This is a genomic window from Aquisalimonas asiatica, from assembly GCF_900110585.1.
GTDB lineage: Bacteria > Pseudomonadota > Gammaproteobacteria > Nitrococcales > Aquisalimonadaceae > Aquisalimonas > Aquisalimonas asiatica.
In genome coordinates this window covers 166,275-191,163 of the sequence record NZ_FOEG01000003.1, presented here as the reverse complement: position 1 = coordinate 191,163, position 24,889 = coordinate 166,275, and the positions used below count along the sequence as shown (strand labels likewise).

At 66.8% G+C, this 24,889-nt stretch carries 21 protein-coding genes; 12 read left to right on the top strand and 9 right to left on the bottom strand.

The features are described from left to right. Positions 1-49 precede the first annotated feature (49 nt). Positions 50-1,291, bottom strand: a complete 1,242-nt coding sequence (locus BMZ02_RS08710) for a 3-oxoadipyl-CoA thiolase (RefSeq protein ID WP_281244319.1) — start codon at positions 1,289-1,291, stop codon at positions 50-52. 124 nt (positions 1,292-1,415) lie between these two features. On the opposite strand from BMZ02_RS08710, the gene BMZ02_RS08705 reads away from it, so the two are divergent. The 4 genes from BMZ02_RS08705 to BMZ02_RS08690 all read left to right on the top strand — a co-directional run bounded on the left by BMZ02_RS08705 (position 1,416) and on the right by BMZ02_RS08690 (position 6,124). Beyond that, complete coding sequence (locus BMZ02_RS08705) at positions 1,416-2,570, top strand: acyl-CoA dehydrogenase family protein (protein WP_091642334.1); 1,155 nt, start codon at positions 1,416-1,418, stop codon at positions 2,568-2,570. A gap of 61 nt (positions 2,571-2,631) precedes the next feature. Beyond that, on the top strand, positions 2,632-4,215 hold the full coding sequence (locus BMZ02_RS08700) for a class I adenylate-forming enzyme family protein (RefSeq protein ID WP_091642332.1): 1,584 nt from the start codon (positions 2,632-2,634) through the stop codon (positions 4,213-4,215). Positions 4,216-4,248: 33 nt separating this feature from the next. Continuing rightward, positions 4,249-4,716, top strand: coding sequence for a PaaI family thioesterase (locus BMZ02_RS08695; RefSeq protein WP_091642329.1), 468 nt, complete (start codon positions 4,249-4,251; stop codon positions 4,714-4,716). 1 nt (position 4,717) lies between these two features. After that, on the top strand, positions 4,718-6,124 hold the full coding sequence (locus BMZ02_RS08690; protein ID WP_091642324.1) for a hypothetical protein: 1,407 nt from the start codon (positions 4,718-4,720) through the stop codon (positions 6,122-6,124). A gap of 302 nt (positions 6,125-6,426) precedes the next feature. Here BMZ02_RS08690 and BMZ02_RS08685 read toward each other — a convergent pair whose 3' ends face one another. The 4 genes from BMZ02_RS08685 to BMZ02_RS08670 all read right to left on the bottom strand — a co-directional run bounded on the left by BMZ02_RS08685 (position 6,427) and on the right by BMZ02_RS08670 (position 13,177). Then, the gene (locus tag BMZ02_RS08685; protein WP_091642321.1) at positions 6,427-8,430 is read right to left on the bottom strand and encodes a TRAP transporter permease; all 2,004 of its coding nucleotides are present in this window, start codon (positions 8,428-8,430) and stop codon (positions 6,427-6,429) included. Between the two features lie 97 nt (positions 8,431-8,527). Then, positions 8,528-9,691, bottom strand: a complete 1,164-nt coding sequence (locus BMZ02_RS08680) for a TAXI family TRAP transporter solute-binding subunit (protein ID WP_091642319.1) — start codon at positions 9,689-9,691, stop codon at positions 8,528-8,530. A gap of 91 nt (positions 9,692-9,782) precedes the next feature. Further along, a complete protein-coding gene (locus BMZ02_RS08675) occupies positions 9,783-11,759 on the bottom strand; it encodes an acetoacetate--CoA ligase (RefSeq protein ID WP_171909867.1) in 1,977 nt (658 codons plus the stop codon). Between the two features lie 263 nt (positions 11,760-12,022). Beyond that, positions 12,023-13,177, bottom strand: coding sequence for an alpha-hydroxy-acid oxidizing protein (locus BMZ02_RS08670; protein ID WP_091642952.1), 1,155 nt, complete (start codon positions 13,175-13,177; stop codon positions 12,023-12,025). 183 nt (positions 13,178-13,360) lie between these two features. Here BMZ02_RS08670 and BMZ02_RS08665 point away from each other — a divergent pair, with 183 nt between their 5' ends. From BMZ02_RS08665 to BMZ02_RS08645, 5 genes are all read left to right on the top strand, one after another. After that, positions 13,361-13,828 carry a MarR family transcriptional regulator gene (locus tag BMZ02_RS08665; protein ID WP_091642312.1) on the top strand — a complete coding sequence of 156 codons (468 nt, stop codon included), beginning with the start codon at positions 13,361-13,363 and terminating at the stop codon, positions 13,826-13,828. Then, positions 13,825-14,937 (top strand): HlyD family secretion protein, encoded by a 1,113-nt coding sequence (locus BMZ02_RS08660; protein ID WP_091642309.1) that lies wholly within the window; start codon positions 13,825-13,827, stop codon positions 14,935-14,937. Before BMZ02_RS08665 ends, BMZ02_RS08660 begins: the two co-directional genes overlap by 4 nt. Continuing rightward, positions 14,921-16,468: a DHA2 family efflux MFS transporter permease subunit gene (locus tag BMZ02_RS08655; RefSeq protein WP_216110769.1), complete on the top strand. Its 1,548-nt coding sequence runs from the start codon at positions 14,921-14,923 to the stop codon at positions 16,466-16,468. Before BMZ02_RS08660 ends, BMZ02_RS08655 begins: the two co-directional genes overlap by 17 nt. Next, positions 16,465-16,917 (top strand): universal stress protein, encoded by a 453-nt coding sequence (locus BMZ02_RS08650; protein ID WP_091642306.1) that lies wholly within the window; start codon positions 16,465-16,467, stop codon positions 16,915-16,917. Before BMZ02_RS08655 ends, BMZ02_RS08650 begins: the two co-directional genes overlap by 4 nt. Positions 16,918-17,114: 197 nt before the next feature. Then, positions 17,115-18,059, top strand: coding sequence for a ketopantoate reductase family protein (locus BMZ02_RS08645; protein ID WP_091642303.1), 945 nt, complete (start codon positions 17,115-17,117; stop codon positions 18,057-18,059). A gap of 121 nt (positions 18,060-18,180) precedes the next feature. On the opposite strand, the gene BMZ02_RS08640 is transcribed toward BMZ02_RS08645, so the two are convergent. Both BMZ02_RS08640 and BMZ02_RS08635 read right to left on the bottom strand, forming a co-directional pair. Continuing rightward, positions 18,181-19,467 carry a TRAP transporter large permease gene (locus tag BMZ02_RS08640; protein ID WP_091642300.1) on the bottom strand — a complete coding sequence of 429 codons (1,287 nt, stop codon included), beginning with the start codon at positions 19,465-19,467 and terminating at the stop codon, positions 18,181-18,183. A gap of 60 nt (positions 19,468-19,527) precedes the next feature. Next, positions 19,528-20,136, bottom strand: a complete 609-nt coding sequence (locus tag BMZ02_RS08635; RefSeq protein ID WP_245753990.1) for a TRAP transporter small permease — start codon at positions 20,134-20,136, stop codon at positions 19,528-19,530. A gap of 257 nt (positions 20,137-20,393) precedes the next feature. Between BMZ02_RS08635 and dctP the strand changes: the two genes are divergently transcribed. From dctP to BMZ02_RS08620, 3 genes are all read left to right on the top strand, one after another. Continuing rightward, positions 20,394-21,431 (top strand): TRAP transporter substrate-binding protein DctP, encoded by a 1,038-nt coding sequence (dctP, locus tag BMZ02_RS08630; protein ID WP_091642297.1) that lies wholly within the window; start codon positions 20,394-20,396, stop codon positions 21,429-21,431. Between the two features lie 277 nt (positions 21,432-21,708). Next, the gene (locus tag BMZ02_RS08625; protein ID WP_091642295.1) at positions 21,709-22,275 is read left to right on the top strand and encodes a thioredoxin family protein; all 567 of its coding nucleotides are present in this window, start codon (positions 21,709-21,711) and stop codon (positions 22,273-22,275) included. 114 nt (positions 22,276-22,389) lie between these two features. Beyond that, a complete protein-coding gene (locus BMZ02_RS08620) occupies positions 22,390-22,920 on the top strand; it encodes an REP-associated tyrosine transposase (protein ID WP_091642292.1) in 531 nt (176 codons plus the stop codon). Between the two features lie 139 nt (positions 22,921-23,059). Here BMZ02_RS08620 and BMZ02_RS08615 read toward each other — a convergent pair whose 3' ends face one another. Together BMZ02_RS08615 and BMZ02_RS08610 are read right to left on the bottom strand one after the other, a co-directional pair. After that, positions 23,060-23,506, bottom strand: coding sequence for a cupin domain-containing protein (locus BMZ02_RS08615; protein WP_091642289.1), 447 nt, complete (start codon positions 23,504-23,506; stop codon positions 23,060-23,062). Positions 23,507-23,779: 273 nt separating this feature from the next. Continuing rightward, positions 23,780-24,886: a RuBisCO large subunit C-terminal-like domain-containing protein gene (locus BMZ02_RS08610; protein ID WP_091642286.1), complete on the bottom strand. Its 1,107-nt coding sequence runs from the start codon at positions 24,884-24,886 to the stop codon at positions 23,780-23,782. Positions 24,887-24,889: the final 3 nt, after the last annotated feature.

Sequence of the window (24,889 nt, the reverse complement as noted above, 5' to 3'; positions counted from 1 at the left end):
GTCGACGCGTCATCGCCGACAGGCCGGTTTGCTGTTCAGTGCGCCGCGGTTATCCGTCGACGCGTTCCACGATGGCGGCGACTCCCTGCCCCACACCAATGCACATGGTAACCAGTGCATAACGCCCCTGGATGGCCTCCAGCTGCCGGATGGCGGTCAGCAGCAGGCGCGCTCCGGAGCAGCCCAGCGGGTGGCCAATGGCGATGGCGCCCCCGTTGGGATTGAGCCGGGGATCGTCGTCGGCAACCCCCAGCAGCTGCGTGCAGCCGAGCACCTGCGAGGCGAATGCCTCGTTGAGCTCGATCACGTCCAGGTCGTCCAGGCCGATGCCGGCCCGCTCCAGCGCCTTGCGCGATGCGGGCACGGGGCCGAGCCCCATGGTGCGCGGCTCCACGCCGGCCACGGCACCCGAGAGAATGCGGGCGCGCGGCTTGACCCCGGCCTGTTCGCCGGCCGCGCGGTTGCCGATCAGCAGCGCCGCCGCGCCGTCGTTGATCCCCGAGGCGTTCCCGGCCGTCACCACGCCACCCTCGAACAGGGTCGGCAATTTTGCCAGCTTTTCGGCGGTGCTGCCCGCGCGCGGGTGCTCGTCCTCGGCGACCGTCACCGGCGGCGTCTTGCGCCCGGTAGGCACGTCTACCGGCAACAGCTCCTGCTCGTAGAAGCCGGCCGCCTTCGCGCGCGCGTACTTCTCCTGGGACCAGGCGGCGAACGCGTCCGCCCGCTCCCGGGAGATGTCCAGGTCGGCGGCCACGTTGTCGGCCGTCTCCGGCATGGTGTCACCGCCGAACTGCTTGAGGATCGTCGGGTTCGGGAAGCGCGCACCGATGGTGGAGTCGAACACTTTCATGTCGCGGCTGTAGGCCGTCTCCGCCTTGGCCATCACGAACGGCGCCCGGCTCATGCTCTCGGAGCCACCGGCGATGAACAGCTGCCCCTCGCCGGCGCTGGCAGCGCGGGCGGCGTCCAGGGAAGCAGCCAGGCCCGAACCGCACAGGCGGTTCACCGTCTGCCCGGCCACCTCGATGGGCAGCCCCGCCAGCAGCCCCGCGTGGCGGGCCAGGTTGCGGGCGTCTTCCCCGGCCTGGTTGGTGCAACCGGCAACCACGTCCTCGATAATGGCGGGATCGAAACTGTTCCGCTCCACCACGTGGCGGATGCAGTGGGCCAGGAGGTCGTCCGGGCGCACAGGCGCCAGAGCGCCAGCGTGGCGGCCAATCGGTGTGCGGATACCGTCGTAGACGTAGGCGTCGAGCATGGAGGTCTCCTGCCGCGAAGGGGCGTTTGTCATGGCATTTCGCTAGGCGAAACGCTGTTTCAAAAACTTGACCAAGAGAATAGTTCGTGCCAGATTTCAATGCAAATTTCCCGGGCCGCGCGTCCCGCCTCCCGCATGTTGTAAAGAGGATAACCCCATGATCAGAGATCAGGAGACGTTGAATTCGCTCCTCGATACCGTCGGCCGTTTCGTTCGCGAGCGGCTGGTGCCCAGAGAGCAGGAGGTGGCAGAGAACGACCGCATCCCCGACGAGATCGTCCAGGAGATGAAGGAGCTGGGGCTGTTCGGCCTGTCCATCCCCGAGGAGCACGGCGGCCTGGGACTGACCATGGAAGAGGAGGCGCTGGTGGCGTTCGAGCTCGGCCATACCTCGCCGGCGTTCCGCTCCATCATGGGCACCAACAACGGCATCGGCTCCCAGGGCATCATCATGGATGGCACCGACGAGCAGAAGGAGCGCTACCTCCCGCGCATGGCCACCGGCGAGATCATCGGCTCGTTCGCACTGACCGAGCCGGACGTGGGCTCCGACGCAGGCTCGGTGAAGACCTCCGCGGTGCGCGACGGTGATGAGTACATCATCAACGGCACCAAGCGCTACATCACCAACGCCCCTTACGCCAGCGTGTTTACCCTCATGGCGCGCACCAACCCGGAAGAGAAGGGCGCGGCGGGTGTCTCCGCCTTCCTGGTGGATGCCAACACGCCCGGCATCTCCCTGGGCAAGCCGGACAAGAAGATGGGCCAGAGCGGCTCGCACACCTGCGACGTCATCTTCGAGGACGCGCGCGTGCCCGCCAGCGCGCTCATTGGTGGCAAGGAAGGGCAGGGCTTCAAGACCGCCATGAAGGTGCTCGACCGGGGCCGGCTGCACATCTCCGCGGTGTGTGTCGGTGTTGCCGAGCGGCTGATCGACGAGGCGCTGCGTTTTGCCACGGAGCGCAAGCAGTTCGGCAAGCACCTCTCCGAGCACCAGCTCATCCAGGCCATGCTTGCCGACAGCAAGGCGGAAGCCTTCGCCGGGCGCTCCATGGTCATGGAGGCCGCGCGCAAGAAGGACAACGGTGAGCGGGTCAGCACCGAGGCGTCCTGCTGCAAACTGTTCTGCGCCGAGATGGTGGGCCGCGTGGCCGACCGGGCCGTGCAGATCCACGGTGGCGCCGGCTATATCTCCGAGTACCCGGTGGAGCGCTTCTACCGCGACGTGCGGCTGTTCCGCCTGTACGAAGGCACCAGCCAGATCCAGCAGATCGTCATCGCCCGCAACATGGCGAAGGAACTCCAGGAGTAATAATCAACAACGTGCCCCGCAGGAGCGACGTCGGTCGCGATGCACCGGAGCCATCATTGTAATGACCGAACGATACATGCCCGATGAACAGGTCCGCGGCCGCTGGGCCAGCGAGATAATCGCTGACCTGCCGCAGCGGATCAGCCACCGCCCGCTCGCCTGGGCGCGGGAGACCCCCGACGCCCTGGCCGTGGTGGATGGCGATACCGCCTGGACGTACGCCGACTTGGCTGCCGCAGTGGACGAGGCGCGAGGCCATCTGAGCGAAGCGGGCGTGCGCGCCGGCGACCGCATCATGGTGCTCAACGAGAACTGCCGGGCACTGGTGGCGTTCATCCTCGCCGCCAGCGAAATGGACGTCTGGTGCGCCGTGGTGAGTGCGCGGCTGTCGCCCCGGGAGATCGAGACCATTGCCGGGAGCTGTCTGCCCCGGCGGCTGGTTTTCACCACCGAAGGCTCGCCCGACGCCGCGGGGGTGCTGGCGGATCACTACGAAGCCGAGCGCGTTGCCTCGGCCCGGCTGGGTGAGTTCGCCCTGAGCCCGCTGCGCGACACCGACCCGGAGCCGGTGGAGGCCGACGGTGCCGACCAGGTGGCAACACTCATCTATACCTCGGGCACCACCGGCACCCCCAAGGGCGTGATGCTCACCCACCGCAACATGCTCACCGTGGCCGCGCTCTCCGGCGGGCTGCGCGGGCTGGCGCAGGGTGACCGCGTCTACGGCGTGCTACCCATCTCCCACGTCTTCGGCCTCTCCAGCATGTTCCTCGGCACCCTGTTTGCCGGCGGCACCCTGCAGCTCAGCGCGCGGTTCGACCCGGCGGTGCTGGCGAAGGCGCTGGCCGACGATGGCCTGACCGTGCTCCAGGGCGTCCCTGCGATGTTCCAGCGGCTGCTGGAATATCTGAAGACCGAGGGTCTGGCGCTGCAGGCGCCGAAACTGCGCTACATGTCCGTGGGCGGAGCGCCCCTGGATCCGGCGGTGAAAGCGCGCGTGGAGGAGGCGTTCAACCTCAAGCTCCACAACGGCTACGGCCTCACCGAGGCCGCTCCCACCATCTCCCAGACGCGCCTGGACGGCGCCCTGGACGACACCTCCTGTGGCCCGGTGCTGCCGCTGCTGGCCTATTGCCTGCGGGGCACCGACGGGCAGCCCGTGCCCGAGGGCGCCGTGGGTGAGCTGTGGGTGCGGGGGCCTACCGTCATGAAGGGCTACTACCGCCGTCCCGAAGCCACCGTCGAGGTGATCGATGCCGAGGGCTGGCTCAACACCGGCGACATGGCCCGCATCGACGAAAAGGGCAACCTGCACATCGTCGGCCGCAGCAAGGAGCTGATTATCCGCTCGGGGTTCAACGTGTATCCGCCGGACGTGGAGGCCGTGCTCACCGCCCACCCGGATGTGACCTTGTCCGCTGTGGTGGGGCGTCCCGTGGAAGGCAACGAAGAGGTGGTGGCCTACGTGCAGCTCGCACCGGGCAGCACCGCCACGGCCGAAGACATCCGCGCCTTCGCGGGCGAGCGGCTGGCTGCCTACAAACGGCCGTCGGAAGTGGTGATCATGGAGCAGTTGCCGGCGACGCCCACCGGCAAGATCCTCAAGGGCAAACTCAACGACATGATCCAGGCGGGCGACGTCTAGCTGGTTCGTCGTATTACACCGGGGAGCACGGTTTTGGCGGACGACAACACGCAACACACGGACTACTCCGGCGAGACGGCCGAGGGCTTCCACGGCCTGGTCGGCCATGAGCTGGTGCAGTGGGAAAAGGACCTCGCGGTCATCGAGCTGGAGGTCCAGCCCAAGCACCTGAACCGCAGTGGCGTGCTCCATGGTGGTGTTCTCTCCACGATGCTGGACGCGGTCTGTGGCTTCGCCGGCTGCTACGTCGAAGACCCCGCCGAGCAGCGTGGTGCCATCACCCTGTCGCTCACCGTGAGTTTCACCGGCCAGGTCAGCAGTGGCCGTATCCGCGCCGTGGGCCGGCGCCGGGCGGGTGGGCGGCGCATCTATGCGGCCACCGGTGAGGTCTTCAGCGAAAGCGGGGACCTGATTGCCCTGAGTGAGGGCACGTTCCGGCTGCGCTCCGGTGGCACACCGTCCGACGGGGAGGGCGGCGGCGCGCCCGACGGCACGCGCTGACATGGGCCGCCACTGGCGGACCGGGGGCTGGCTGGCGGTGGTGTTGCTGGCCACCGTCGGCTATCAGCTGAGCGACTGGGCGCCCCTGGCGATCACCGCCGGCGTGGCGCTCGCGGTCTACCTGACCGGCCAGTGGCCGGCACTGCCCCGGGTCGCCAAGCTGCTGTTCGCGGTGGCCGCCGTTGCCGTGCTGGCGCTGCCCTGGTTCATGCCCCGTCCCGGCGAGGCCCTCTGGCTGGCCATGGACCGCGCCATCTACTTCGCCACCTTTCTGGCGTGCCTCTCCTTTCTGCGCGAAGCGGCGGACAGTTCGCCGCTGGTGCGTCGCTGCGGCGCCGTGCTCATCAACCAGCCGCCGGCCAAGCGCTATGCCACGCTCAGTTTCGGCGCCTACCTCATCGGCGTGGTGCTGAACATGGGCGTGCTCAACCTGCTTGGCGTCATGATCCGCAAGGCCAACACCCTGGACGCCGCCGGCGGACACGCCGTCATCCAGCAGGTGCGCCAGCAGCGCATGTTCACCGCCATGCTGCGCGGCTTCGCCGTCAGCCCGCTGGGATCGCCGCTCACCATCACCCTGGCGGTGATTCTCTCCGTCATGCCGGACCTGCGCTGGCAGGATGTCCTGCCCTATGGCCTGCTCACCATGGTCCTGCTGATGGCCTTGGGCTGGGTGGTGGACCGGGCCACCGCGCCGCGCCAGCTCGCCTCCATGGCAAACCGCGATCATGTCCCCGGTGCGCTGGCAACCATCGCGCGGTTCCTGGCCCTGGTGCTGGCCATCTTCGCCGGTGCCGTGGCTATCGAGGAACTGCTGGAGGTGGAGCTGCCCGTGGCCATCATGATCGCCGCGCCGGTGGCGGCGATCGTGTGGATGTGGGTGCAGTGGCTGCGCGCCGGCTGGGGGCGGTCGGTGATGCTCACGGCTTCCCGTGTGGGCCGGCGCAGTCCGGAGCAGTTCGCAGGCCTGCGCGCCGAGCTCACCGTGCTGTGCGCCGCCGGCGTCATGGGCACCATGATTGCCGCCGCCGTCCCGGAGACGCTGCTGGCCGAGACCCTGCAGGCGCTCGGTCTGTACGGGCCGCCAGTAGCGGTGGCCGTGACGCTGCTCATGCTGCTGTTCGCGCAGGTGGGGCTCAACCCCATTGTAACGGCCACCATCGCGCTCACCTCCCTGAGCCAGCCCGCAGTGTTCGGCCTGGCCCCCGAGCTGCTGGCGCTCAGCGTCATGACCGGCTGGGCCCTGGCCGTGGGCATGGCGCCGCTCACCACCTCCGTGCTCATCACCGCCCGGGTCGCCGACGTGCCGGCCACCACCGTGGGCTATCGCTGGAACGGGTGGTTCACCGTGGGCAGCGCAGTGCTTGTGTCGGGGTGGCTGCTGGTTCTGGGGTGGGTGATCGGTTGATGGTGGACCTGAAGGTCCACCCTACGGGAACCTACGGGGCGACGGCCGGGGCTCCCGTGGCAGGCGCAGGCGTAGGGTAGACCTTCAGGTCTACCAATCGAGGTCCCGCCAGGCGGGATTACCCCCTATACTCCCGCCGTAACGCCCCACCGCCGTTCGTCCACAGCGCCATGCCCACCGCCGGCACCAGTTGATGGTGGACCTGAAGGTCCACCCTACGGGGCGACGGCCGGGGCTCCCGTGGCAGGCGTAGGCGTAGGGTAGACCTTCAGGTCTACCAATCGAGGCCCCGCCAGGCGGGATTACCCCCTATACTCCCGCCGCAACGCCCCACCGCCGTTCGTCCACAGCGCCATGCCCACCGCCGGCACCAGCATCACCGCACTGATCAGCGACAGCTCCAGGTTGGTCAGCGGCACCGGGCCGCCGCCGGGCACGGCGATGGTCATGCCGCCGACAATCAGCATCCCGCGAATGGGCCACTGCAGCACCGCATTCCGGCACAGGTCACCCACCGCCAGCAGATACCCCTGCATGGCGCCGGCGATCAGCAGCACACCGAACAGCGCCTGGCCGAGCACCAGCACGATCTCCTGGGGGGCGCCCTGGAGAATCAGTGCCGGGTTGAGCACGAACAGGAACGGGATGAAGTAGATGACGCTACCCAGCCGCATGGCCTGCAGCCCGGTCTCCATGGAGCGGGAGCCGGCGATGGTGGCGGCGGCGAAGGCACCCAGCGCCACCGGCGGCGTGATGAAGCTGAGCATCCCCCAGTAGAGGATGAACAGGTGCACGGCCATGGGGTTCATGCCGCCGCCCTGGATCAGCGCCGGGGCGAGTGCGACGGCCAGGAAGATGTAGGCCGCCGTCACCGTCATGCCGATGCCCATGATGAAGCTGGTGAGCGCGCCCATGAGCAGCAGCACCAGCGTGCTGCCGCCCGCCAGGTAGATGAGGTCGTTGGCGATGGTGCCCGACAGTCCGGTCATGGACAGTGCGCCGATGAGCAGCCCCACACCCGCGAGGATGGCAATCAGCTCGGCGAACAGCTTCGCTGCCGACGAGAAAAAGTTGAGCACGTCCTGCCAGCCCCAGCGCTGGTAGGGCAGCACCTGGTTGATGAACAGCAGCAGCGCCGTGGCATAGAAGGGCGCGATCGCCTCCCGGCGCAGGAAGAAGAGCATCCAGATCAGCAGCACGAACACGAAGATGAAATACCAGCCTTCCTTGAGGGTCTGTTTCAGTGACGGCAGCTCCGGCTTCGGCAGCCCCTTGAGGCCGTAGCGCGCGGCGTAGGCGTCGATCTGGATGAACAGCCCCAGGAAATAGAGCACCGACGGCACCACGGCCGCCAGGGCGATCTGGCCGTAGGGCACGTTCAGGAACGTGGCCATGATGAACGCCGTGGCGCCCATGACCGGAGGCATCAGCACGCCGCCGGTGGAGGCGCAGGCCTCGACACCGCCGGCGTAGGAGCGGCTGAACCCCACCCGCCGCATGGCCGGGATGGAGAGCACGCCGGTGGTCATCACGTTGGTGATGACACTGCCGCTCATGGAGCCCATGAGCCCGCTGGAGAAGATGGCCACCTTGGCGGGGCCGCCACGCACGTGGCCCAGGAGGCCGAAGGCGAGGTTGATGAAGAACTTGCCTCCGCCGGTATGCTGCAGGGCCACCCCGAACAGCAGGAACCCGATCACCAGGTTGGCGAACGCCTGCAGCGGGATGCCCATGACGCTCTCGCGGCTCATGGCGTGGTAGATGGCCGTCTCCGACGGGCTGGCCGGGAATCCCTGGATGGGCCCGGGCATGGTGTCGGCGACCATGGGGTAGAGGCTGGCGAGCGCCACGATAATCGCGATGGTCAGGCCGCCGGCGCGCCGGGTGGCCTCCAGGATCACCCCCCAGAACAGGAACGACATGACCACGGCGTGGTCCGGCGCAGCGTATTCCCAGCCGCGGTCGAGGATCTGTTCGGCGTTGTAGACGAAGTAGCCGCACACCCCCAGGGCGAACAGGAACAGCACCACGTCGTACCAGGGCACGCGGGTGCGGCTCGCTCCCGGCCACATGGGCCAGAGGATGTACACCAGCGGCAGCATCAGCGCCACCACGGTGTAGAAGAACTGGCTCTCCACCCGGGTGATCACCGAGAGGTAGCCGAGATTGAGCAGGTAGTCGAGTGCGGTGAGGCTCAGGATCAGCGCCGCCAGTCGCGGCAGCCACGGCCAGGCCCCCTGGAGCGTCCGGACACCGGAAATCTGTTCCGGCTCGGGGACATTGGTTACGGCGTTCGGAGTGCTCATGGCCGAGGTGCCCTGTGCAGTGTGGTCGAGGCGTCGCGGTCAGGGTGGCGGGCACCGCGCGGTGCCCGCCACACGCCAGAGCAGATGCGGACGGCGATCAGCGGAAGATCGGGTCCATGCCCTTTTCTTCGAGCGCCGCGGCGCGGGCTTCCATCCAGCCTTCCTTGAACGCGTCCTCGTCGCGGGGCGGGTCGTCGGAGACGTACTGGCCCCAGGCGATCCGGATGGTCCGGTGCCGGTCCACCAGCATGTCCTGGTGCTCCTGCATGGCGTCGGTCCAGTGACCGATCTCCTTGTAATACTCCACCACCGCATCGTGGAACGGGATGACCCACTCCATGTTCTGGTTGTCCAGCGACCAGCCGGCCAGCCCGGGAGCGGCGTCCTTGTACTGCTCGTTGTCCTCGATCAACACGCGCAGCAGGCCCCGGACCAGTTCGTCATCCACGTCGCGGTTGGCGACCAGGATCGGGTAGGGGTAGCTGGAGCCGATCCAGGGGTTGTCCTCGTCATGGCCACCGGCCGCGGCGGTCACCGTGTGGGGCTGGAAGTAAGGGGCCACCTCCTGGAAGCGTGCCCAGCCCTCGGTGTCGTCCGGATCCAGGCGGGGCCAGGTGATCCCGCGCGGGCTGGCATCGAGCTGCTGCGCCGGCGGGGCCACGGTCATGGTGAAGGCGGCGTCGGCCTGATCGGCGATGATGCCCTCGAAGGAGCGGCCGTAGCCGGGGAACTCCACCCGCTCCACGTCGTCCCAGGTCAGCCCGCCGAAGGCGAGAAAGGCCTCGACGCCCACATTGAGCGCGTCGTCGCCGCGGATGTAGGCAATGCGCTTGCCTTCGAGGTCCGCCGGGGTCTCCACGCCGATGTCACCGGCCACCGCCAGCCCCAGCCCGAAGTTGGCGATCGACGTGCCGATCACGCGGATGTCCTGCGGCCCCCAGTCGGGGCCCGCGAACATGAACACGCCCTCGGCGCCGTAGAAGCTGGCGATGCCGCAGGAGCACAGTGGCACCCGGCCCGTTCTCAGGGGTGTCATGCGGGCCACGTCGTTCTCGCCGGGGAGAATGCGCACGGAGGTGCCGTAGTTGTTCTGCAGGTGATTGCCCAGGGCGGCCATCTGCGTGTAGCCGGCCGACCCGGTGCCGTAGGCGGTCATGGCAATGCTGCCTGGCAGGGTGATGTCGTCGGCGCCGGCCGAACCGGCCCAGGCCAGTACGGCGCCCAGGGCGCCGGCGGTCAGGGTATTTCTGGTGATACGCATGCCTTGCTCCTCCATCGTTTCACGACTGTTGTTATTGTCTTGTTGGTTCAGTTTTCAATTTATGCCGATTGGTAAACCGGTGCCAGCGTTGTCAGTTGACCAGTTCGCGCCGGAACGCCAGGTAGGCATCGATGGTCTCCGGGTTGGCGCAGGCGTCACGGCTGACCGCCTTGTCTTCCGGATACCCCAGCAGCAGCTTCTTCACCGGCACTTCCATCTTCTTGCCGCTGAGCGTGCGCGGGACGCCATCCACGGCCACGATGGCGTCGGGCACGTGGCGTGGTGAGAGGTCACGCCGGACCTTGTCGCGGATCGCCTTCTCCAGTGCTTCATCCAGGGTGACGCCGTCGGTGAGCACCACGAACAGCGGCATGTACAGCTGGCCGTCGCCGCGCTCGATGTTCACCACCAGGCTGTCCTGCACCGCGTCCAGGTCCTCCACCACGCGGTAGATCTCGGCCGTGCCCATGCGCACGCCGTAGCGATTCAGGGTGGAGTCGGAGCGGCCGTAGATGATGCAGGTGCCGCGGGAGGTGATCTTGATGAAGTCCCCGTGGCGCCAGATGCCCGGGAACATCTCGAAGTAACTCTCCCGGTAGCGGCTGCCGTCGTCATCGCCCCAGAAGAACAGCGGCATCGAGGGCATGGGCCGGGTGATGACCATCTCGCCCACGGCGTCGATCAGCGGGTTGCCGTTGTCGTCCCAGCTCTCGACGCTGGCGCCGAGCAACCGCGCCTGCATCTCGCCGGCCCGCACCGGCAGGGTGGAGACGCCGCCGACAAAGCCGGCGCAGACGTCGGTGCCGCCGCTGCTGGAGGCGAGGTGGACGTCCGGATTGACCGCGTCGTACACCCACTGGAAGCCTTCCGGGGGCAGGGGCGAGCCGGTGGCGCCCATGCCGCGTATGTGCGTGAGGTCGTAATGGTCCCGCGGGCGGCGCCCCGCTTTCATGCAGGCGGTCAGGAACGCCGCGCTGATGCCCATCTGCGTGATTTTCACCTCTTCACACAGGCGCCACAGGCGGTCCATGTCCGGGTAGGCGGGGTTGCCGTCGTAGAGCACCAGCGTGCCGCCGTTGAGCAGCATGCCGGTCAGGGCGTTCCACATCATCCAGCCGGTGGTGGTGAACCAGAAGCACACATCACCGGGGGCCACGTTGCTGTGCAGGTGGCCGGCCAGGGTGTGCTGCACGGTAATGCCGCCGTGGCCGTGGACGATGGCCTTGGGCATGCCGGTGGTGCCCGAGGAGTAGAGCACCCACAGCGGATGATCGAACGGCACGGGCTCGAAGTGCAGCGTCGCGCCGGTGCCGCGCGCGAGGAACTGATCCCAGGTTTCCGTACTGCTCAGGCGGGACGGGTCGGCGTTGCCGTCGAGATAGGGCAGCAGCACCGTGTGTTCCACGCTGGGCAGGGTGTTCTGCAGGTGTTCCACCACCGCCATGCGGTCGAACGCCTTGCCGTTGTAACGGTAGCCATCCACGGCCAGCAGGACTTTCGGCTCGATCTGCGAGAAGCGGTCCACCACGCTGGGCGTGCCGAAATCCGGTGAGCAGGACGACCAGATTGCGCCGATGCTGGCGGTGGCGAGCACCCCGACGATGGCCTCCGGGATGTTGGGCATGTAGGCCACCACGCGATCGCCGCGCTCCACGCCGAGCTGCCGCAGGGCCTCGGCGGCAGCGGCGACCTGCTCCTGCAGCTCGTTCCAGGTGACGGTGCCGGTGGTCTCGCGGACCTCCGAGCAGTGGTAGAGCGCCGGCTTGTCGCCATCGGCGTGGCGCAGGGCGTGTTCCGCCCAGTTGAGGCGACTGCCCGTGAACCACTGCGCCCCCGGCATCTCGCGGGAGGTGAGCACCTGCTCGTAGGGCGTGGCCCGGAAGTCGAAGTACTCCCAGGCGGCGGCCCAGAAGTCCTCCAGTTGCTCCGTGGACCAGCGCCACAGGGCGTCGTAGTCGGGCAGGTCGAGGCCCCGGGTTCGTGCGACCCAGTGCCGGAAGCGCGTGATGTTGGCGCTCTCCACGCGGGCGGTGTCCGGTTCCCAGAGCAGGGTGCCTTCTTCGATCATCGTCTCGTCTCGCATGTGCGCCAGTGGCGTGTTTGTTTTGACGTTGAATACCGCGTTCGGGGTGGTGGACGTAAACGTCCACCCTACGCGCCACCACCCGTCGTTCCCGTAGGGTGGACCCGCAGGCCCACCATCAACACGGCCGCGGCCAGGGCAACCGTAGGGTGGACCTTCAGGTCCACCGGGAAAGGCACGCCCAACGTCCGGCATGCCGCGGGCCGGCCTCAGCGGTAGGGTGGACCTTCAGGTCCACCAGAAAGCCCCTAATCCACCAGCAGACTTCCGTCCACCTCCGCGAACTGCGCCTTGCCCGCCAGCGCCATGGTGAGGTCCACGTCCGCGAGCACGCGCTTGATCACCTCCCGCACGCCGTCTTCACCGTCCAGGGCCAGGCCCCAGATGTACGGCCGGCCCAGCAGCACGGCGTCGGCGCCAAGGGCCTTGGCCTTGAGCACGTCCGAACCGGTGCGGATGCCGCTGTCGAACAGCACCGGCACGCGGCCGTTGACCATGGTGGCGACGCCGGGCAGGGCGTCGATGGCGGCGATGCTGCCGTCCACCTGACGGCCGCCGTGGTTGGAGACCACGATGCCGTCCACGCCGTGCTCCAGCGCCAGGCGCGCATCGTCCGGGTGAACGATGCCCTTCACCAGAATGGGCAGCTTGGTGGCCTCGCGCAGGGTGGCCAGGTCCTTCCAGGTCTTGGACGGATCGGCGAACTCCCCGGCCCAGCGGCGCACCGCCGGCCACATGTCCTCTTCCGGCGGCCGCTCCAGGCCGTCGCGGAACCAGGGGTCGGAGGTGTAGTTGGCCAGCCCCTGGCCGTTGAGAAAGGGCAGAAACGCGTTCTGCAGATCGCGGGCGCGCCAGGCCATCATCTTCGTGTCCAGGGTGACCACCACCGCCTCGTAACCGGCCTGTTCGGCGCGCTGCACGAAACTGGCGGCCAGCTCCGGGCTGCGCGGCCAGTAGAGCTGGAACCAGCGCGGCGCATCACCCATGGTCTCGGCCACGCGCTCCATGCTGTGGGCGGAGACCGTGGACAGAATCATGGGCACGTTGGTGGCCGCGGCGGCCCGTGCCACGGCCAGCTCCGCCTCCGGACGGATGATGCTCTGCACGCCGATGGGGGCGAGCAGCAGCGGCGAGGGCAGGATGCGGTCGAACAGCGTCACGGACAGGTCCCGCTCGGAGACGTCCGTGAGCATGCGCGGGTGGATCCGGTACTTGTCGAACGCCGTGCGGTTGGCGTCCATGGTGATCTCGCCGGCGCCTCCGGCCACGTACCAGTACGACTCCCTGGACAGCACGGCGTGGGCGGCGTCTTCCAGATCCTCCATGCGCATGGGCAGCCGCGGTCGCGCGCCTTTCAGCCCCGCCTGATAGATCTGTAGCTGGTGGTCGCCGTAGTGGGCCATGGGCTCCTCCGTGTCGATCATATTCTTGATGGGTGTCGCCGCTGAAGCCGCTCCAACAGCAGATGGCACTCCATCCCGTGGGAGCCGCTTCAGCCGCGACCAATAACGCCGTTCACTCTACGACGCATTGCGACGAAAACGAAACGCTGTTTTACTAGCATCCTATCTATTTAGGTCCTAATAATGATGTCCGATCAAGCGAACACTCGCGAAGACAATTTCAGCGACCTCAGCCGCCTCGGTTCCGCCATCGCGGAGACGGCGCGCGTGCTGCGCATGCGCCTGGATGAACGGCTGCGTCCGCTGGGCCTCAGCCAGTCCAAGTGGCGCGCGCTGCTGAACGTCTGGCGCAGCGGCGAGGGGCTCACCCAGAAAGCGTTGACCGAGCGCCTGGGCGTGGAAGGTCCGTCGGTGGTCGGTCTGCTGGACAGGCTGGCGGCAGACGGCTGGATCGAACGGCTGGTGTGCAGCGACGACCGCCGGGTACGGCGTATCTATCTCACCGACAAGGCGCGCACCACCGTGGAGGAGATCGAGGCGGTTGCCGCAGAGCTGCGCGGCGAGATTCTCGACGGCATTCCAGAGCAGGAGCTGTGGCAGTGCCTGGACGTGCTGCGGCGGATCCGTGATCAGGCGGAGCGGCTGGGATGAGCGACGCACAGCCGCACGAGGCCAAGCCCGGCAACGGTCGCGGCCGCAAGCTCGCCATTGCCGCCGTGGTCCTGCTGGGGCTGGTGGCGGGGGGTGGCTACTGGCTCTACCAGCAGCTTACGTTCGTCACCGAAATCGACGCCCGCGTGGAGGCGGACATGGTCACCGTGGCGTCGCGGTTGCCCGGGTGGCTGGAGCAGATGGACCTCAGCCAGGGCGACCGCGTCGAGGCCGGCGACGTGCTCGTGCGTGTTGATGCCCGCGAGGCGGAGCAGCGCCTGGCGGTCTACGCAGCGCGGGAGGAGGCGCTGCGGCGCGAGCTGGATCAGGTGGAAGCGGAGCTGGCCCTGGCCCGTGCCCGGGACACCGCCCGCGTGGAGCGCACACGCCGGCAGGTGAGCGTGGCCGAGGCGGACGTGGAGCGCCAGACGCGCCAGCGGGAGAAGGCCGAGGCTGACCTGGAGCGTGTGCGCGGCATGGCGCAGGACGACATGGTCTCGGAACAGGAGGTGGACGACGCCCGCCACGGCCTGCGGCTGGCGGAGAGCGACCTGCGCTCGGCACGGGCGCGTCTGGACGAGGCCCGCGCCGCCGTTGACGAGGCCCGGGCCGAGGAGGCCCACCAGCAGGTGCTGGCCGCAACGGCGGCCACGCTGGAGGCGCGGATCGGAGAACTCCGCGCCGAGCGCGAAGAGGCCGCCCTGGGCGTGAGCGACCGCGCCGTGCGCAGCCCCATCGACGGTGTGGTGGCCGAGACCTTCGTCAACACCGGCGAACACGTGCAGGCCGGACAGAACCTGCTCATGGTGCACGAGCCGGGCAAGGTGTGGGTCAAGGCGAACATCCGCGAGACGGAGATCGCCCAGGTGGCCGAGGGTCAGCCCGTGCGCATCCGGGTGGACGGCTACCGTGGCGAGCAGTTCCAGGGCCGCGTTGAGCGGATCGGCAGCGCCGCCACCAGCGAGTTCGCCCTGCTGCCGAACCCCAACCCCAGCGGCAACTTCACCAAGATCACCCAGCGCATCCCCGTGCGCATCGCCTTCGACGACCCCGACCCAAGGCTGCGCCCCGGGATGATGGTCGAGGTGCGGATTGACGTCCGAGACTGAACAGCTCTTCCAGCGCTACGGGCCGGCCTACAAGTGGCTGGCCACGGCCACGGTGATGCTGGGCACCCTGTCCATGACCCTCGCCACCACCATCGTCAACGTCGCCATCCCGGACATCATGGGCGTGTTCGGGATCGATCAGAGCCAGGCGCAGTGGCTCTCCACCGGTTTTCTCGCCGCCATGACGGCCTTCATGCTGCTCTCCGCCTGGGCACTCAGCGCTTTCGGCATGCGCGCGGCCTACATCGGCGCCATGGTCATCTTCATCCTCTCTGCCGTGGCCGGCGGCCTGAGCGTGAACGAGGACATGGTCATCCTCTCGCGGGTGGTGCAGGGGGCCATGGCCGGCATCATCCAGCCCCTGGCCATGACCATCATCTTCATGGTCTTCCCGCAGCGCCAGCGCGGCCTCGGCATGGGCATCTACGGCCTGGGGGTGATTCTCGGGCCGGCGGTGGGGCCGGCGCTGGGCGGCGTGCTGGTGGACTGGTTCTCCTGGCGCGCGGTGTTCTTCCTGCCCATCCCCACCTGCCTGATCGGTATTGCCTTCGCGCTGCTGTTCCTGGCCGGCAGGGAGTCCCGGGGGCCGCGGCCGGTGTTCGACTGGATCGGGTTCTCGTTCCTGGTGGCGTTTCTGGTCTGCCTGCTCTGGGCCACGTCCAATGGCCAGCGTCTGGGCTGGAACAGCATGCTGATCCAGGGCCTGCTCACGGTGGCCGCGGCGTCACTGATGGCGTTCATCTACTGGCAGCTCCGCTCCGAGGAGCCGCTCATCAACGTGCGCATCTTCGCCGTGCCCGGTTTCGCCGCGGGCTCCATCATCGGCTTCTGCTTCGGCGCGGCGCTGTTCGGCACCACCTATCTCATCCCCCTGTTCGTCCAGGAAATCCAGCAGTTCACCGCCACCAAGGCGGGCCTGCTGCTCATGCCCGCCGGGCTGGTCATGGCCCTGAGCTTCCCGCTGTCCGGGCACCTCAGTGACCGGCTGCCGCCCCATGTGCCCATTGCCATCGGCCTGGTGCTGATTGCCGTCTCCTGTTTCGCCCTGGGCATGGCCGACGTCAACACCGCCTTCTGGATCATGGTGTTCTGGATCACCGTGGGGCGTGTCGGCATGGGGCTGGGGCTGCCGTCCATCAACGCCGGCTCCCTGCGCACCCTGGATTTCAGCCAGGTGTCCCAGGGCGCCGGCGCGGTGAACTTCTCCCGTCAACTGGGTGGTGCCCTCGGGGTTAACGCGTTATCCGTGATTCTCGACCGCCGAACGTGGTTTCATACGGAAGTGATGGCGCAGACGCAGACGGCGGACAACCCGATGACCCGCCAGGTGCTCGCCCGCTTCCAGGAGCTGGCGCAGCGTCTGGGGGTGGGTGCGGATCGGCTGGAGCCCGAAGCGCTGCGCTTTCTGGGCGAGATGGTGTACCGGCAGGGCTACGCCCGCGGTTTCCAGGACAGCTTCATGGTCCTGGGCGTGGTGTTCCTGCTGGCGCTGATCCCGGCGTGGCTCATGGGGAGGTTGATCAAACAATGACACTCTATCGACAGATACTGATGGCCTACGACGGCACCGAGGCCGGCCGCCTCGCCCTGGATCAGGGCGCCGAAGTGGCGAAGATGAACGGTGCCCACGTTCACCTGCTGGCGGTGCTGCGGCTACCCGCGTCGCTGGGGTTCATGCAGGAAGGCTACCCCCAGAACTGGATCGATGAGCAGATGGCGGAAGTGCAGGCCAGCCTCGATGAGGGGGTGGAGCGGCTGCGCGGCTGCGGGCTGGAGGTCACCGGGCACCGCCGCGAGGGCGAGCCGGTGATCGAGATCAGCCACCTGGCAAGGGAGCTGGACGTGGATCTGGTGGTGGTCGGCCACACGCCGCGCGGCCGGCTTGCCCGATGGTGGCACGGCTCCGTGGGCACCACGCTGCTCGACGAGCTTCGGTGCAGCATTCTCGTGGTGGTGCCGCGAGAAGGAGAGGGCGAGTGACGGCCGTGGCGCATGCGGGGATGGTGGACGTAAACGTCCACCCTACGCCGGACGACGCCGTGTGACCCGGATCACCCGTAGGGTGGATCTTCAGGTCCACCAGAATAAGCCACGGTACCGAAACACAGCCGTAGGGTGGACGTTCACGTCCACCATAAAACAACACATAACACCTGAAATCTGACGAGGAGAACCCAATGCCTGAAACCACACCCCGCGTTCTGATCGTTGGCGCCGGCGCCATCGGCAGCTTCTACGGCGCCATCCTGCACCGCGGTGGTGCGCAGGTGGAGGTGGTCAGCCGCTCCGAGGCTGACGTCATTCGCGACCACGGTTTCCGGCTGCACAGCCGCGACATGGGCGATCTCACGTTCCGGCCGGCGGCAGTCCACGAACGGGTCGAGGATGTGGCCGAGGCGCCGGATTTCGTGCTGCTGAGCGTCAAGGTACTGGACGACCTGGACCGTGCGGCCCTGATTCGCCCGGCGGTGGGCCCGAAAACGGTCATCGTGCTGGTGGAGAACGGCATCGACATCGAGCGCCCCATCCACGAAGCCTTCCCGGACAACCCGCTGGTCAGCGGCCTCGCCTTCGTTGCGGTGAGCCGCACGGGCAAGGCCCAGGCGGAGCACAAGGCCTATGGCCGCCTCGTGATCGGCGAATACCCGTCCGGTGCGGGCAACGCGGCCGAGCGCCTGTCAGCGCTGCTGACCGCCGGTGGCATCGAGTGCCCCGTGTCCGGGAATCTGGTCACCGAGCGCTGGCGCAAGGCGGTGTGGAATGCGGCGTTCAACCCGGTGTCCGTGATCGCCGGCGGCGCCACCACCACGACCATCCTCGACGCCCCGGGTGGTGAGGACTTCATGGTCACGCTCATGCAGGAGGTCTGTGACGTGGCCGCCGCCGCCGGACACCCCATGCCGGAGGAGCTGCCCGTGAAGAGCATCGGTGGCACCCGCAAGATGCCGCCGTACCACAACAGCATGGCGCTGGATTACCTCAACGGCCGGCCCATGGAGGTGGAGGCGATCCTCGGCAACGTCATCCGTGCCGCCGAGAGCCACGGCGTGGACGTGCCGCATCTCGAGAGCGTGTACCGCGTGACCAAGATGTTGCAGAACCGCGTGGCCACCGAGGGGTGACGGCGGCGGGGCCGCAGTCGGGATGGTGGACGTAAATGTCCACCCTACGCCGGACGACGCCGTGTGACCCGGATCACCCGTAGGGTGGACCTTCAGGTCCACCATCCCCCACCTCACCGACCTACTGCGCCCCCATGGACGGCAACCACAGCGAAATCTGCGGGAACATGATCAGGATGACCGTCGCCAGCAGCAGAATGAAAATGAACGGCGGCGTGCCGCGGATCACGTCGAAGTAGGGCCTTCGGAACACGGCCATGGCCGTGAATATGTCGCACCCGAATGGTGGTGTGGCCGAGCCGATGGCCGCCTGCAGGGTGACGATCACGCCCACGTGCACCGGGTTCAGGTCGGCGGCCTGCACCAGCGGCTGGAACAGCGGCGTGAGAATCAGGATCACCACGATCGGGTCCACGAACATGCAGCCGATGAAGAAGGCCACGGCGATCAGGGCCAGCGCCGCGTACTGGTTGTCGCCGAAGGTCTGCACGATGGGCGTGAGAATCTGCTGCGGAATGCCCGCCGTGGACAGCGCCTGGGAGAAGGCGTAGCCGATGGCCACCAGGATGAACACCACAGCGGTGATCATGCCGGTGGACAGGGCGATGGAACCGATATCCTTCAGGCTCACCTTGCGGTAGATCACCACCTCCAGAATGAAGGCGTACAGCACGGCCATGGCCGACGCATCCACCGGGCTGAACGTACCGGTGTAGATCCCGCCCACGACGATGATCGGAAAGCCCAGGGGCAGAATGGCGCCCCTGAGGGCCTTCAACCGGCCGGGCCACGACGTGCGCTCCTCCGGCTCGATGCCGGCGATGCGCGAGTACACGTAGCAGTAGACCGAGATCATCACCAGAATCATCAGGCCCGGCAGAATGCCGGCGATGAACAGGTCGCCGATGGACGCGCCGCGGGCGATGACACCGTAGACGATCATGCCGATGCTCGGCGGGATCAGCAGCGCAATGTCGCTGGCGTTGATGATCAGCGCCAGGGAGAAGTTGTCGGAATAGCCCTTCTTCAGCAGCCGCGGGCGCATGGGGCCGCCCATGGCGACCACCGTCGCCTGGGTGGAGCCGGAGACGGCGCCGAACAGCGTGCAGCTTGCCGCCGTGGTGATGGGCAGGCCGCCGCGCAGGTGTCCGGCGAAGGCGCTGACCAGATCCAGCAGCCGGTTGGCCGTATGCCCCTTGGTCATGATGTCGGCGGCGAAGATGAACATGGGCACGGCGGCCAGCACCCACTGTTCCACGCCGGAGAACATCCAGCTCACGCCCTGGTCCGGGCCGAAGAAGGTCATGTCCGTGAACATCATGAACAGCGTGGCCGCCAGCAGCGGCACCATCATGGGGAAGCCCATCAGCAGCAGGACCACCATGAGGATGACCATCCAAGTCAGCATTCCGCGTGCCCTCTTGTGAAGTCGGGGGTTGGCCGCATGCGCCGCGCTCCTGTCCGCAGGCTATTGTTTCGGCTGTTCTTCACTCTGCTGCGCTGCATCCGGCACTTCGTCGTAACCCTCGAGCTCCGTGAACGAGCGGTAGAACTCGGGCGACGTCAGATTGCGGAAGGCTGTCAGCCAGTACTGGATGCCCGCCAGCGTGAAACCGATGGGCATGGAGATGTAGATCATCCACAGCGGGATGTTCAGGGCCGACGTGGAGCGACCGCGGTTGTAAGTGGTTTCCACGTAACCGGCTGCCTCCCACGCCATGTAGAACAGCAGCGCACCCGTGCCGACGGAGATCAGGACGATCATGGTCTTGCGGGCAGGGCCGCGCAGCGTGTCGTAGATGGCTGACATGCTGATGTGACGTGCCCGGCGGACCGCGTAGCTTACGCCGACGAAGGTGATGAGAACGATGAGCAGCTCGGTGACTTCCGTGCGGCCGGGCACGCCAATGCGGAACATCATGCGGCCGAGGACGTGCGTGACCATGATCAGGGCCATGAGAATGATCGAGCCCGCGACGATCGTGACTTCGATGTACTCCAGCGTGCGGTCGATTGCCCGGATCACCTGCTCGACCGGTGATCGTGGTCGCATCTGCCTTGGTGAAGCAGCACCCATGGCGCCCCCGTGATCTGGTTGTTTGGCGGTGACACCCTTTTGACAATAACGCACTTGAACCACTTTGCACACTTTGCTCAGCCTTTAATGCCGCGCGCCCCACCGGGGTGCATTGCAGCCCATTTGTGGTGCGATCACTGCCGTCAATTCCGGGGTCGGGGGGGAGGATAGACAGCCCTTTCCGCTGTGTTAGTGTTACAAATGGATCGCAGCTAAATCCCTTGGAGACAACACTAACGTAGAAGCGGGAGGTACTGATGCTCTGGAGAAACAGTTTCTGTGCAGCGGTGGCGCTTGGCCTTGCGACGGCAGGCACGCAGGCCGCGGCATTCGAGAGCCAGACCTGGCGGTTTGGCCTCGAAGAGATCGAGGGCAGCGTTCAGTACGAGTATGCCGCCAAGTTCGCGGAGCTCATGGACGAAAAATCCGACGGTGCCATCACGGTCGAACTCTACCCTTACGGTCAGCTCGGCGGCCTGACTGACATCTACGATGCCGCCCAGAGTGGCGCAATCCAGCTGGCGTTCGGCTCCGGCTTTCTCGGCGGCACCGTGCCCGAGAGCCAGATCTTCAGCCTGAACTTCGTGCTCTCCGACGACGAGTGGCTCAACACCCAGGTGCTGAACTCCGACGACTTCCTCATGGACGACGACTTCCAGGCGTCCTTCCGTGACCGCGACCTGCATCCCATTGCCGTCGTGCCGGAAGGCTGGCAGGTCTGGACCGCCAACCAGGAGATCCGCACGCCGGACGACATGAGCGGCCTGGCAATCCGCACCATGGACAACCGCCTGCTCCGTGAAACCTATCAGGCCTACGGGGCGGATCCGGTGACCGTGGAGTACGGCGAGCTCTACTCCGCCCTGCAGCTTGGCCAGGCCGAGGGCAACATCCAGCCGGTGTTCGCCCACGAAGAGATGGCCTTCTACGAAGTGCAGGACTACATGATCTTCGCCAACCACGCGCAGTTCATCGCCACGTTCATGGGTAACCGTGACTGGTGGGACGGCCTCTCCGACGAGGAGCGGGAGATCATCCACGAGGCCCGTGAGGAGTTGGTGGAGTACATCCACGACAAGCAGCAGGAGCTCAATACCGATCGCCTGGAGACCATCAAGGAAAACAGCGACATCGAGATCATTGAGCTGAGCCAGGACGAGCGCGACGCGTTCGCCGAACTCGCCCACCCCGTGCGTCAGACCTTCGTCGACATGACGGGCGAGCGTGGTGAGCGTATGCTCGACAAGCTTCTCAACCTTGTGCAGGAAGCACAGTTGGAAGAAGAGGACGAATAAGCCCCTACGCTGTTCCATCCTCAATACGGCGGCCCGGTCATGATTCATGGCCGGGCCGTTTTCGTTCCCGGCGGCGAAAACCGTTTGTCCGTGCCATGCTTAACGGTGGATGGTGGTGGATGTAAACATCCACCCTACGGCTTGGCCACCGGGTAGGGTGGACCTTCAGTAGGAACCGTAGGGTGGACCTTCAGGTCCACCAAAAGAGGGCCCGCCACGTAGGGTGGACCTTCAGGTCCACCAGAGAAACCGATTCAACCGGTAGAGGAGTCACTCGATGGTCGCCAAGACGTCCGGGACAATGCCGTTGGGTACACCGCTGCCCCCGTTCCGACTCCGGGATACCGACGGCAACATCGTCGCGAGCACCGATTTCGCCGACGACGACGCCCTGCTGGTCATCTTCATGTGCAACCACTGCCCCTTCGTGCGCCACATCAACCTGCAGATCGCCAGCTTCGCCCGGGAGTACATGCCCCGGGGCCTCGCGATTGTCGGCATCAACGCCAACGATGCCGAGCGTTACCCGGACGACAGTTTCGATGCCATGAAGCGGGAGAAGGCGCGGGTGGGCTACCCGTTCCCGTATCTCCACGACGAGGACCAGTCAGTGGCGCACAGGTTTGGTGCAGTCTGTACGCCCGAGTTCTTCCTTTTCGACGGCGAGCGCGAGCTGGTCTACCAGGGGCAGTTCGACGGCAGCCGCCCGGGCAACGACGTGCCCGTCACCGGGGATGATCTCCGCGCCGCGGCGACTGCGGTGCTGACCGGCACCGACGTCGACCCCGAGCAGACACCGAGCATGGGTTGCAGCATCAAGTGGAAGCCCGGCAACGCCCCGTAACCCGCCGGATGCACGTCCACATCCACCTCGCCCCGTAGGGTGGACCTTCAGGTCCACCATCGAATAACCTTTTCTCCAAACAAACCGGATCAACGATTGGCAAGGAGGCCGATCATGTCCCACTACCGTCGCGCCCGGGTGCCGGGTGGCACCTATTTCTTCACCGTCGTCACCCACGACCGCCTTCCGCTGTTCACCAGTGACGCCAACATCCAGCGACTGCGCACCGCGCTCCGGCGCACCCAACAGGCGCATCCGTTCCGCATCGACGCCATGGTCGTCCTGCCCGATCATCTCCACGCACTCTGGACGCTGCCCCCGGACGACGGCGATTATCCGCGCCGGTGGAAAGTCCTGAAGGCGTTGTTCACCCAGTCGCAGCCCGATGTCCCCGGTGAATACGCCCGCCGGGCCGGCGGTGCACCCGTGTGGCAGCGTCGGTACTGGGAGCATCTCATTCGCGATGACAACGACTTCCGGCGGCATCAGGACTACATTCACTACAACCCGGTGAAGCATGGCCTGGTCGCCCACCCCGGCGCGTGGCCGCACAGCAGTTTTCACAGGGCCGTGGAAAGAGGGTGGTACCCACCGGATTGGGGTGCATCGGAGCCGACGACGGTGGTCGGCATGGAGTTCGAGTAACAGCGCTCGGTGGATGGATCATGGCGCGGGATTGATGGTGGACGTAAACGTCCACCCTACGCGGGCTTCCAGGGCACCGGGCCCACGTCCCGTGACCCGCCCGGCGTAGGGTGGACCTTCAGGTCCACCATTCACACGATCAAACCTTGATCCGCTTCGCGATTTCCGGGTTCTCCCGCAACGCCTTGAGGTCGTCTTCGTCCGGCACCTGCGGGCGGTCCCGCTCCCGGTCGACAATGCAGAGAAACCCCAATGGCTCATCGGTGGTGGCGTGGAATTGATGCCATTGATGGGGCGCAATGTAGACGCAATCGTGAAGGCCGATTGGCTCCACCCGATCGTGAAGCACCACCTCGCCGGTGCCGCGAATGATCACTACCGAATGAGGGTGTTCGTGGTGTTCCAGCGAGGAATAGCCGCCCGGCTGGATCTCGAAATAGCGGGTAATGAAATTCAGCCGCTCCTCGCCGTCGTTTTCGCCCAGCAGCGTTTGCCGGTGAATGTCCCTAAAGCCCGTGCCGTCGGTCTTGTACTCCTTTACCGGCACATCCCAGCGGTAGTCTTTTGCGCGAACGATTCTGGCCATGGTGATTCCGTTGCGTGGTTTATCCGGCGTTGGGTCGGGGGCGACTGATGGTGGACGTAAACGTCCACCCTACGGCCACCGTGCCGCCCGTGAAACGGGTGGTGGATGTGAACACCCACCCGACGGGACCTGGCTTCGGGCGTGGTGGACCTGAAGGTCCACCCTACGGGCCTGCACCCGGCCCGCGTGGGGTGGACGTTTACGTCCACCGCATGAACATTGCTGACCCTGGCCCGCGTAGGGTGGACCTTCAGGTCCACCGGTACTCGGTACTCACCCCCGCCCGATCGCTGTCCGCAACGTTTCGGTGGCGGCGGTGAGGTCGCCCTGCTGATACAGGCTCCCTCCAATCAGCAATATGGTATCGGTGCCGTACTGGTCAAGCCAGCCACGGGCGCGAGCCGCATCCATGCCGCCGCCGGGCACGGGCGCGGCGGCGGGCAGGCCGCCCAGGGTGTAGCGCAGGCGGTGATTGATCGCCTCACAGGTGGCCAGACCGAACCCGAACCGGCCGCCGGTGTTGGGGTAGATTGACGCATCGGCGCCGGCAAGCCGGAACAGATCGCCCAGCAACAGCTCCGGCGAGATGCCGTGTTCCGCCCGGAAATGGCTCCCGGTCAGCGCCGGGTGCGCCATCAGGGCCAGGCCGAAGTGGTCCCGCGCCCAGCGCATGGCGTCCAGCCCGGTCAGCCACGGGCTGATCAGCACCCCCTGGCAGCCGGCGTCTTTCGCCGCCTGCAGGCGCTCCTCCAGCACCGGCCACGGCGCGGTGACATTGGGGAAGTAGAGGCTGTTGCCTCCCGTCTCCGCGTTGGCGCGGGTGACGGCCTCCTGACAGGCGGCAAGACGCTCGGCGAACGGCGCGTCCACCTGGTTGGCCACGCCGTGGTCGTCCTTGATGATGTCCATGCCGCCGCGGGCGAACGCGTAGGCCCGCTCCGCCAGCGCGTGGGCGCTGAGCCCAACGGGTTTGAGCGCCGTACACAGCAGCCCCTGGTTGCGCGGCACGCCGGTCATCCGGCGGATGCCGTCCATGCCGTGGGCCGGCCCGCCGAAGGTGTCCAGCACGCTGTCGGGCCAGCGGATGTCCGTGAGGAGAATGCCGTCCTTCAGCGAGATGTTGCCGAATAGCGTGTTGAGCAGCTGCGTGAGCTCACCGCCGAACAGCGCACTGTCGAAGCTGATGGTGCAGTGGAACCGGCGGTCGGGCAGGGGATCGAGCCGCTCGACCCGCCCGACCAGCCGCTCGCGGATGGCATCGGGCACGCAGTCGTCCGGCAGCTCCACGGTCTGCTCCAGGGCGATGCCGCGGGCCTTGGCGTCGGCATCCTCGTCCGCCTCGCAGGTGAGCAGGTAATCCACCTGCATGCGTTCCGTCATGGT

What these genes read in the sequence shown, in the direction of transcription:
- BMZ02_RS08625 (WP_091642295.1), top strand. Translation starts at nt 21,709, where the DNA reads ATGGTCGCCAAGACGTCCGGGACAATGCCGTTGGGTACACCGCTGCCC.
- BMZ02_RS08640 (WP_091642300.1), bottom strand. Translation starts at nt 19,467, where the DNA reads ATGCTGACTTGGATGGTCATCCTCATGGTGGTCCTGCTGCTGATGGGC.
- BMZ02_RS08680 (WP_091642319.1), bottom strand. Translation starts at nt 9,691, where the DNA reads ATGCGTATCACCAGAAATACCCTGACCGCCGGCGCCCTGGGCGCCGTA.
- BMZ02_RS08670 (WP_091642952.1), bottom strand. Translation starts at nt 13,177, where the DNA reads ATGGCCCACTACGGCGACCACCAGCTACAGATCTATCAGGCGGGGCTG.
- BMZ02_RS08635 (WP_245753990.1), bottom strand. Translation starts at nt 20,136, where the DNA reads ATGGGTGCTGCTTCACCAAGGCAGATGCGACCACGATCACCGGTCGAG.
- BMZ02_RS08675 (WP_171909867.1), bottom strand. Translation starts at nt 11,759, where the DNA reads ATGATCGAAGAAGGCACCCTGCTCTGGGAACCGGACACCGCCCGCGTG.
- BMZ02_RS08610 (WP_091642286.1), bottom strand. Translation starts at nt 24,886, where the DNA reads ATGACGGAACGCATGCAGGTGGATTACCTGCTCACCTGCGAGGCGGAC.
- BMZ02_RS08700 (WP_091642332.1), top strand. Translation starts at nt 2,632, where the DNA reads ATGACCGAACGATACATGCCCGATGAACAGGTCCGCGGCCGCTGGGCC.
- BMZ02_RS08710 (WP_281244319.1), bottom strand. Translation starts at nt 1,291, where the DNA reads ATGACAAACGCCCCTTCGCGGCAGGAGACCTCCATGCTCGACGCCTAC.
- BMZ02_RS08665 (WP_091642312.1), top strand. Translation starts at nt 13,361, where the DNA reads ATGATGTCCGATCAAGCGAACACTCGCGAAGACAATTTCAGCGACCTC.
- dctP (WP_091642297.1), top strand. Translation starts at nt 20,394, where the DNA reads ATGCTCTGGAGAAACAGTTTCTGTGCAGCGGTGGCGCTTGGCCTTGCG.
- BMZ02_RS08660 (WP_091642309.1), top strand. Translation starts at nt 13,825, where the DNA reads ATGAGCGACGCACAGCCGCACGAGGCCAAGCCCGGCAACGGTCGCGGC.
- BMZ02_RS08685 (WP_091642321.1), bottom strand. Translation starts at nt 8,430, where the DNA reads ATGAGCACTCCGAACGCCGTAACCAATGTCCCCGAGCCGGAACAGATT.
- BMZ02_RS08690 (WP_091642324.1), top strand. Translation starts at nt 4,718, where the DNA reads ATGGGCCGCCACTGGCGGACCGGGGGCTGGCTGGCGGTGGTGTTGCTG.
- BMZ02_RS08705 (WP_091642334.1), top strand. Translation starts at nt 1,416, where the DNA reads ATGATCAGAGATCAGGAGACGTTGAATTCGCTCCTCGATACCGTCGGC.
- BMZ02_RS08650 (WP_091642306.1), top strand. Translation starts at nt 16,465, where the DNA reads ATGACACTCTATCGACAGATACTGATGGCCTACGACGGCACCGAGGCC.
- BMZ02_RS08620 (WP_091642292.1), top strand. Translation starts at nt 22,390, where the DNA reads ATGTCCCACTACCGTCGCGCCCGGGTGCCGGGTGGCACCTATTTCTTC.
- BMZ02_RS08645 (WP_091642303.1), top strand. Translation starts at nt 17,115, where the DNA reads ATGCCTGAAACCACACCCCGCGTTCTGATCGTTGGCGCCGGCGCCATC.
- BMZ02_RS08615 (WP_091642289.1), bottom strand. Translation starts at nt 23,506, where the DNA reads ATGGCCAGAATCGTTCGCGCAAAAGACTACCGCTGGGATGTGCCGGTA.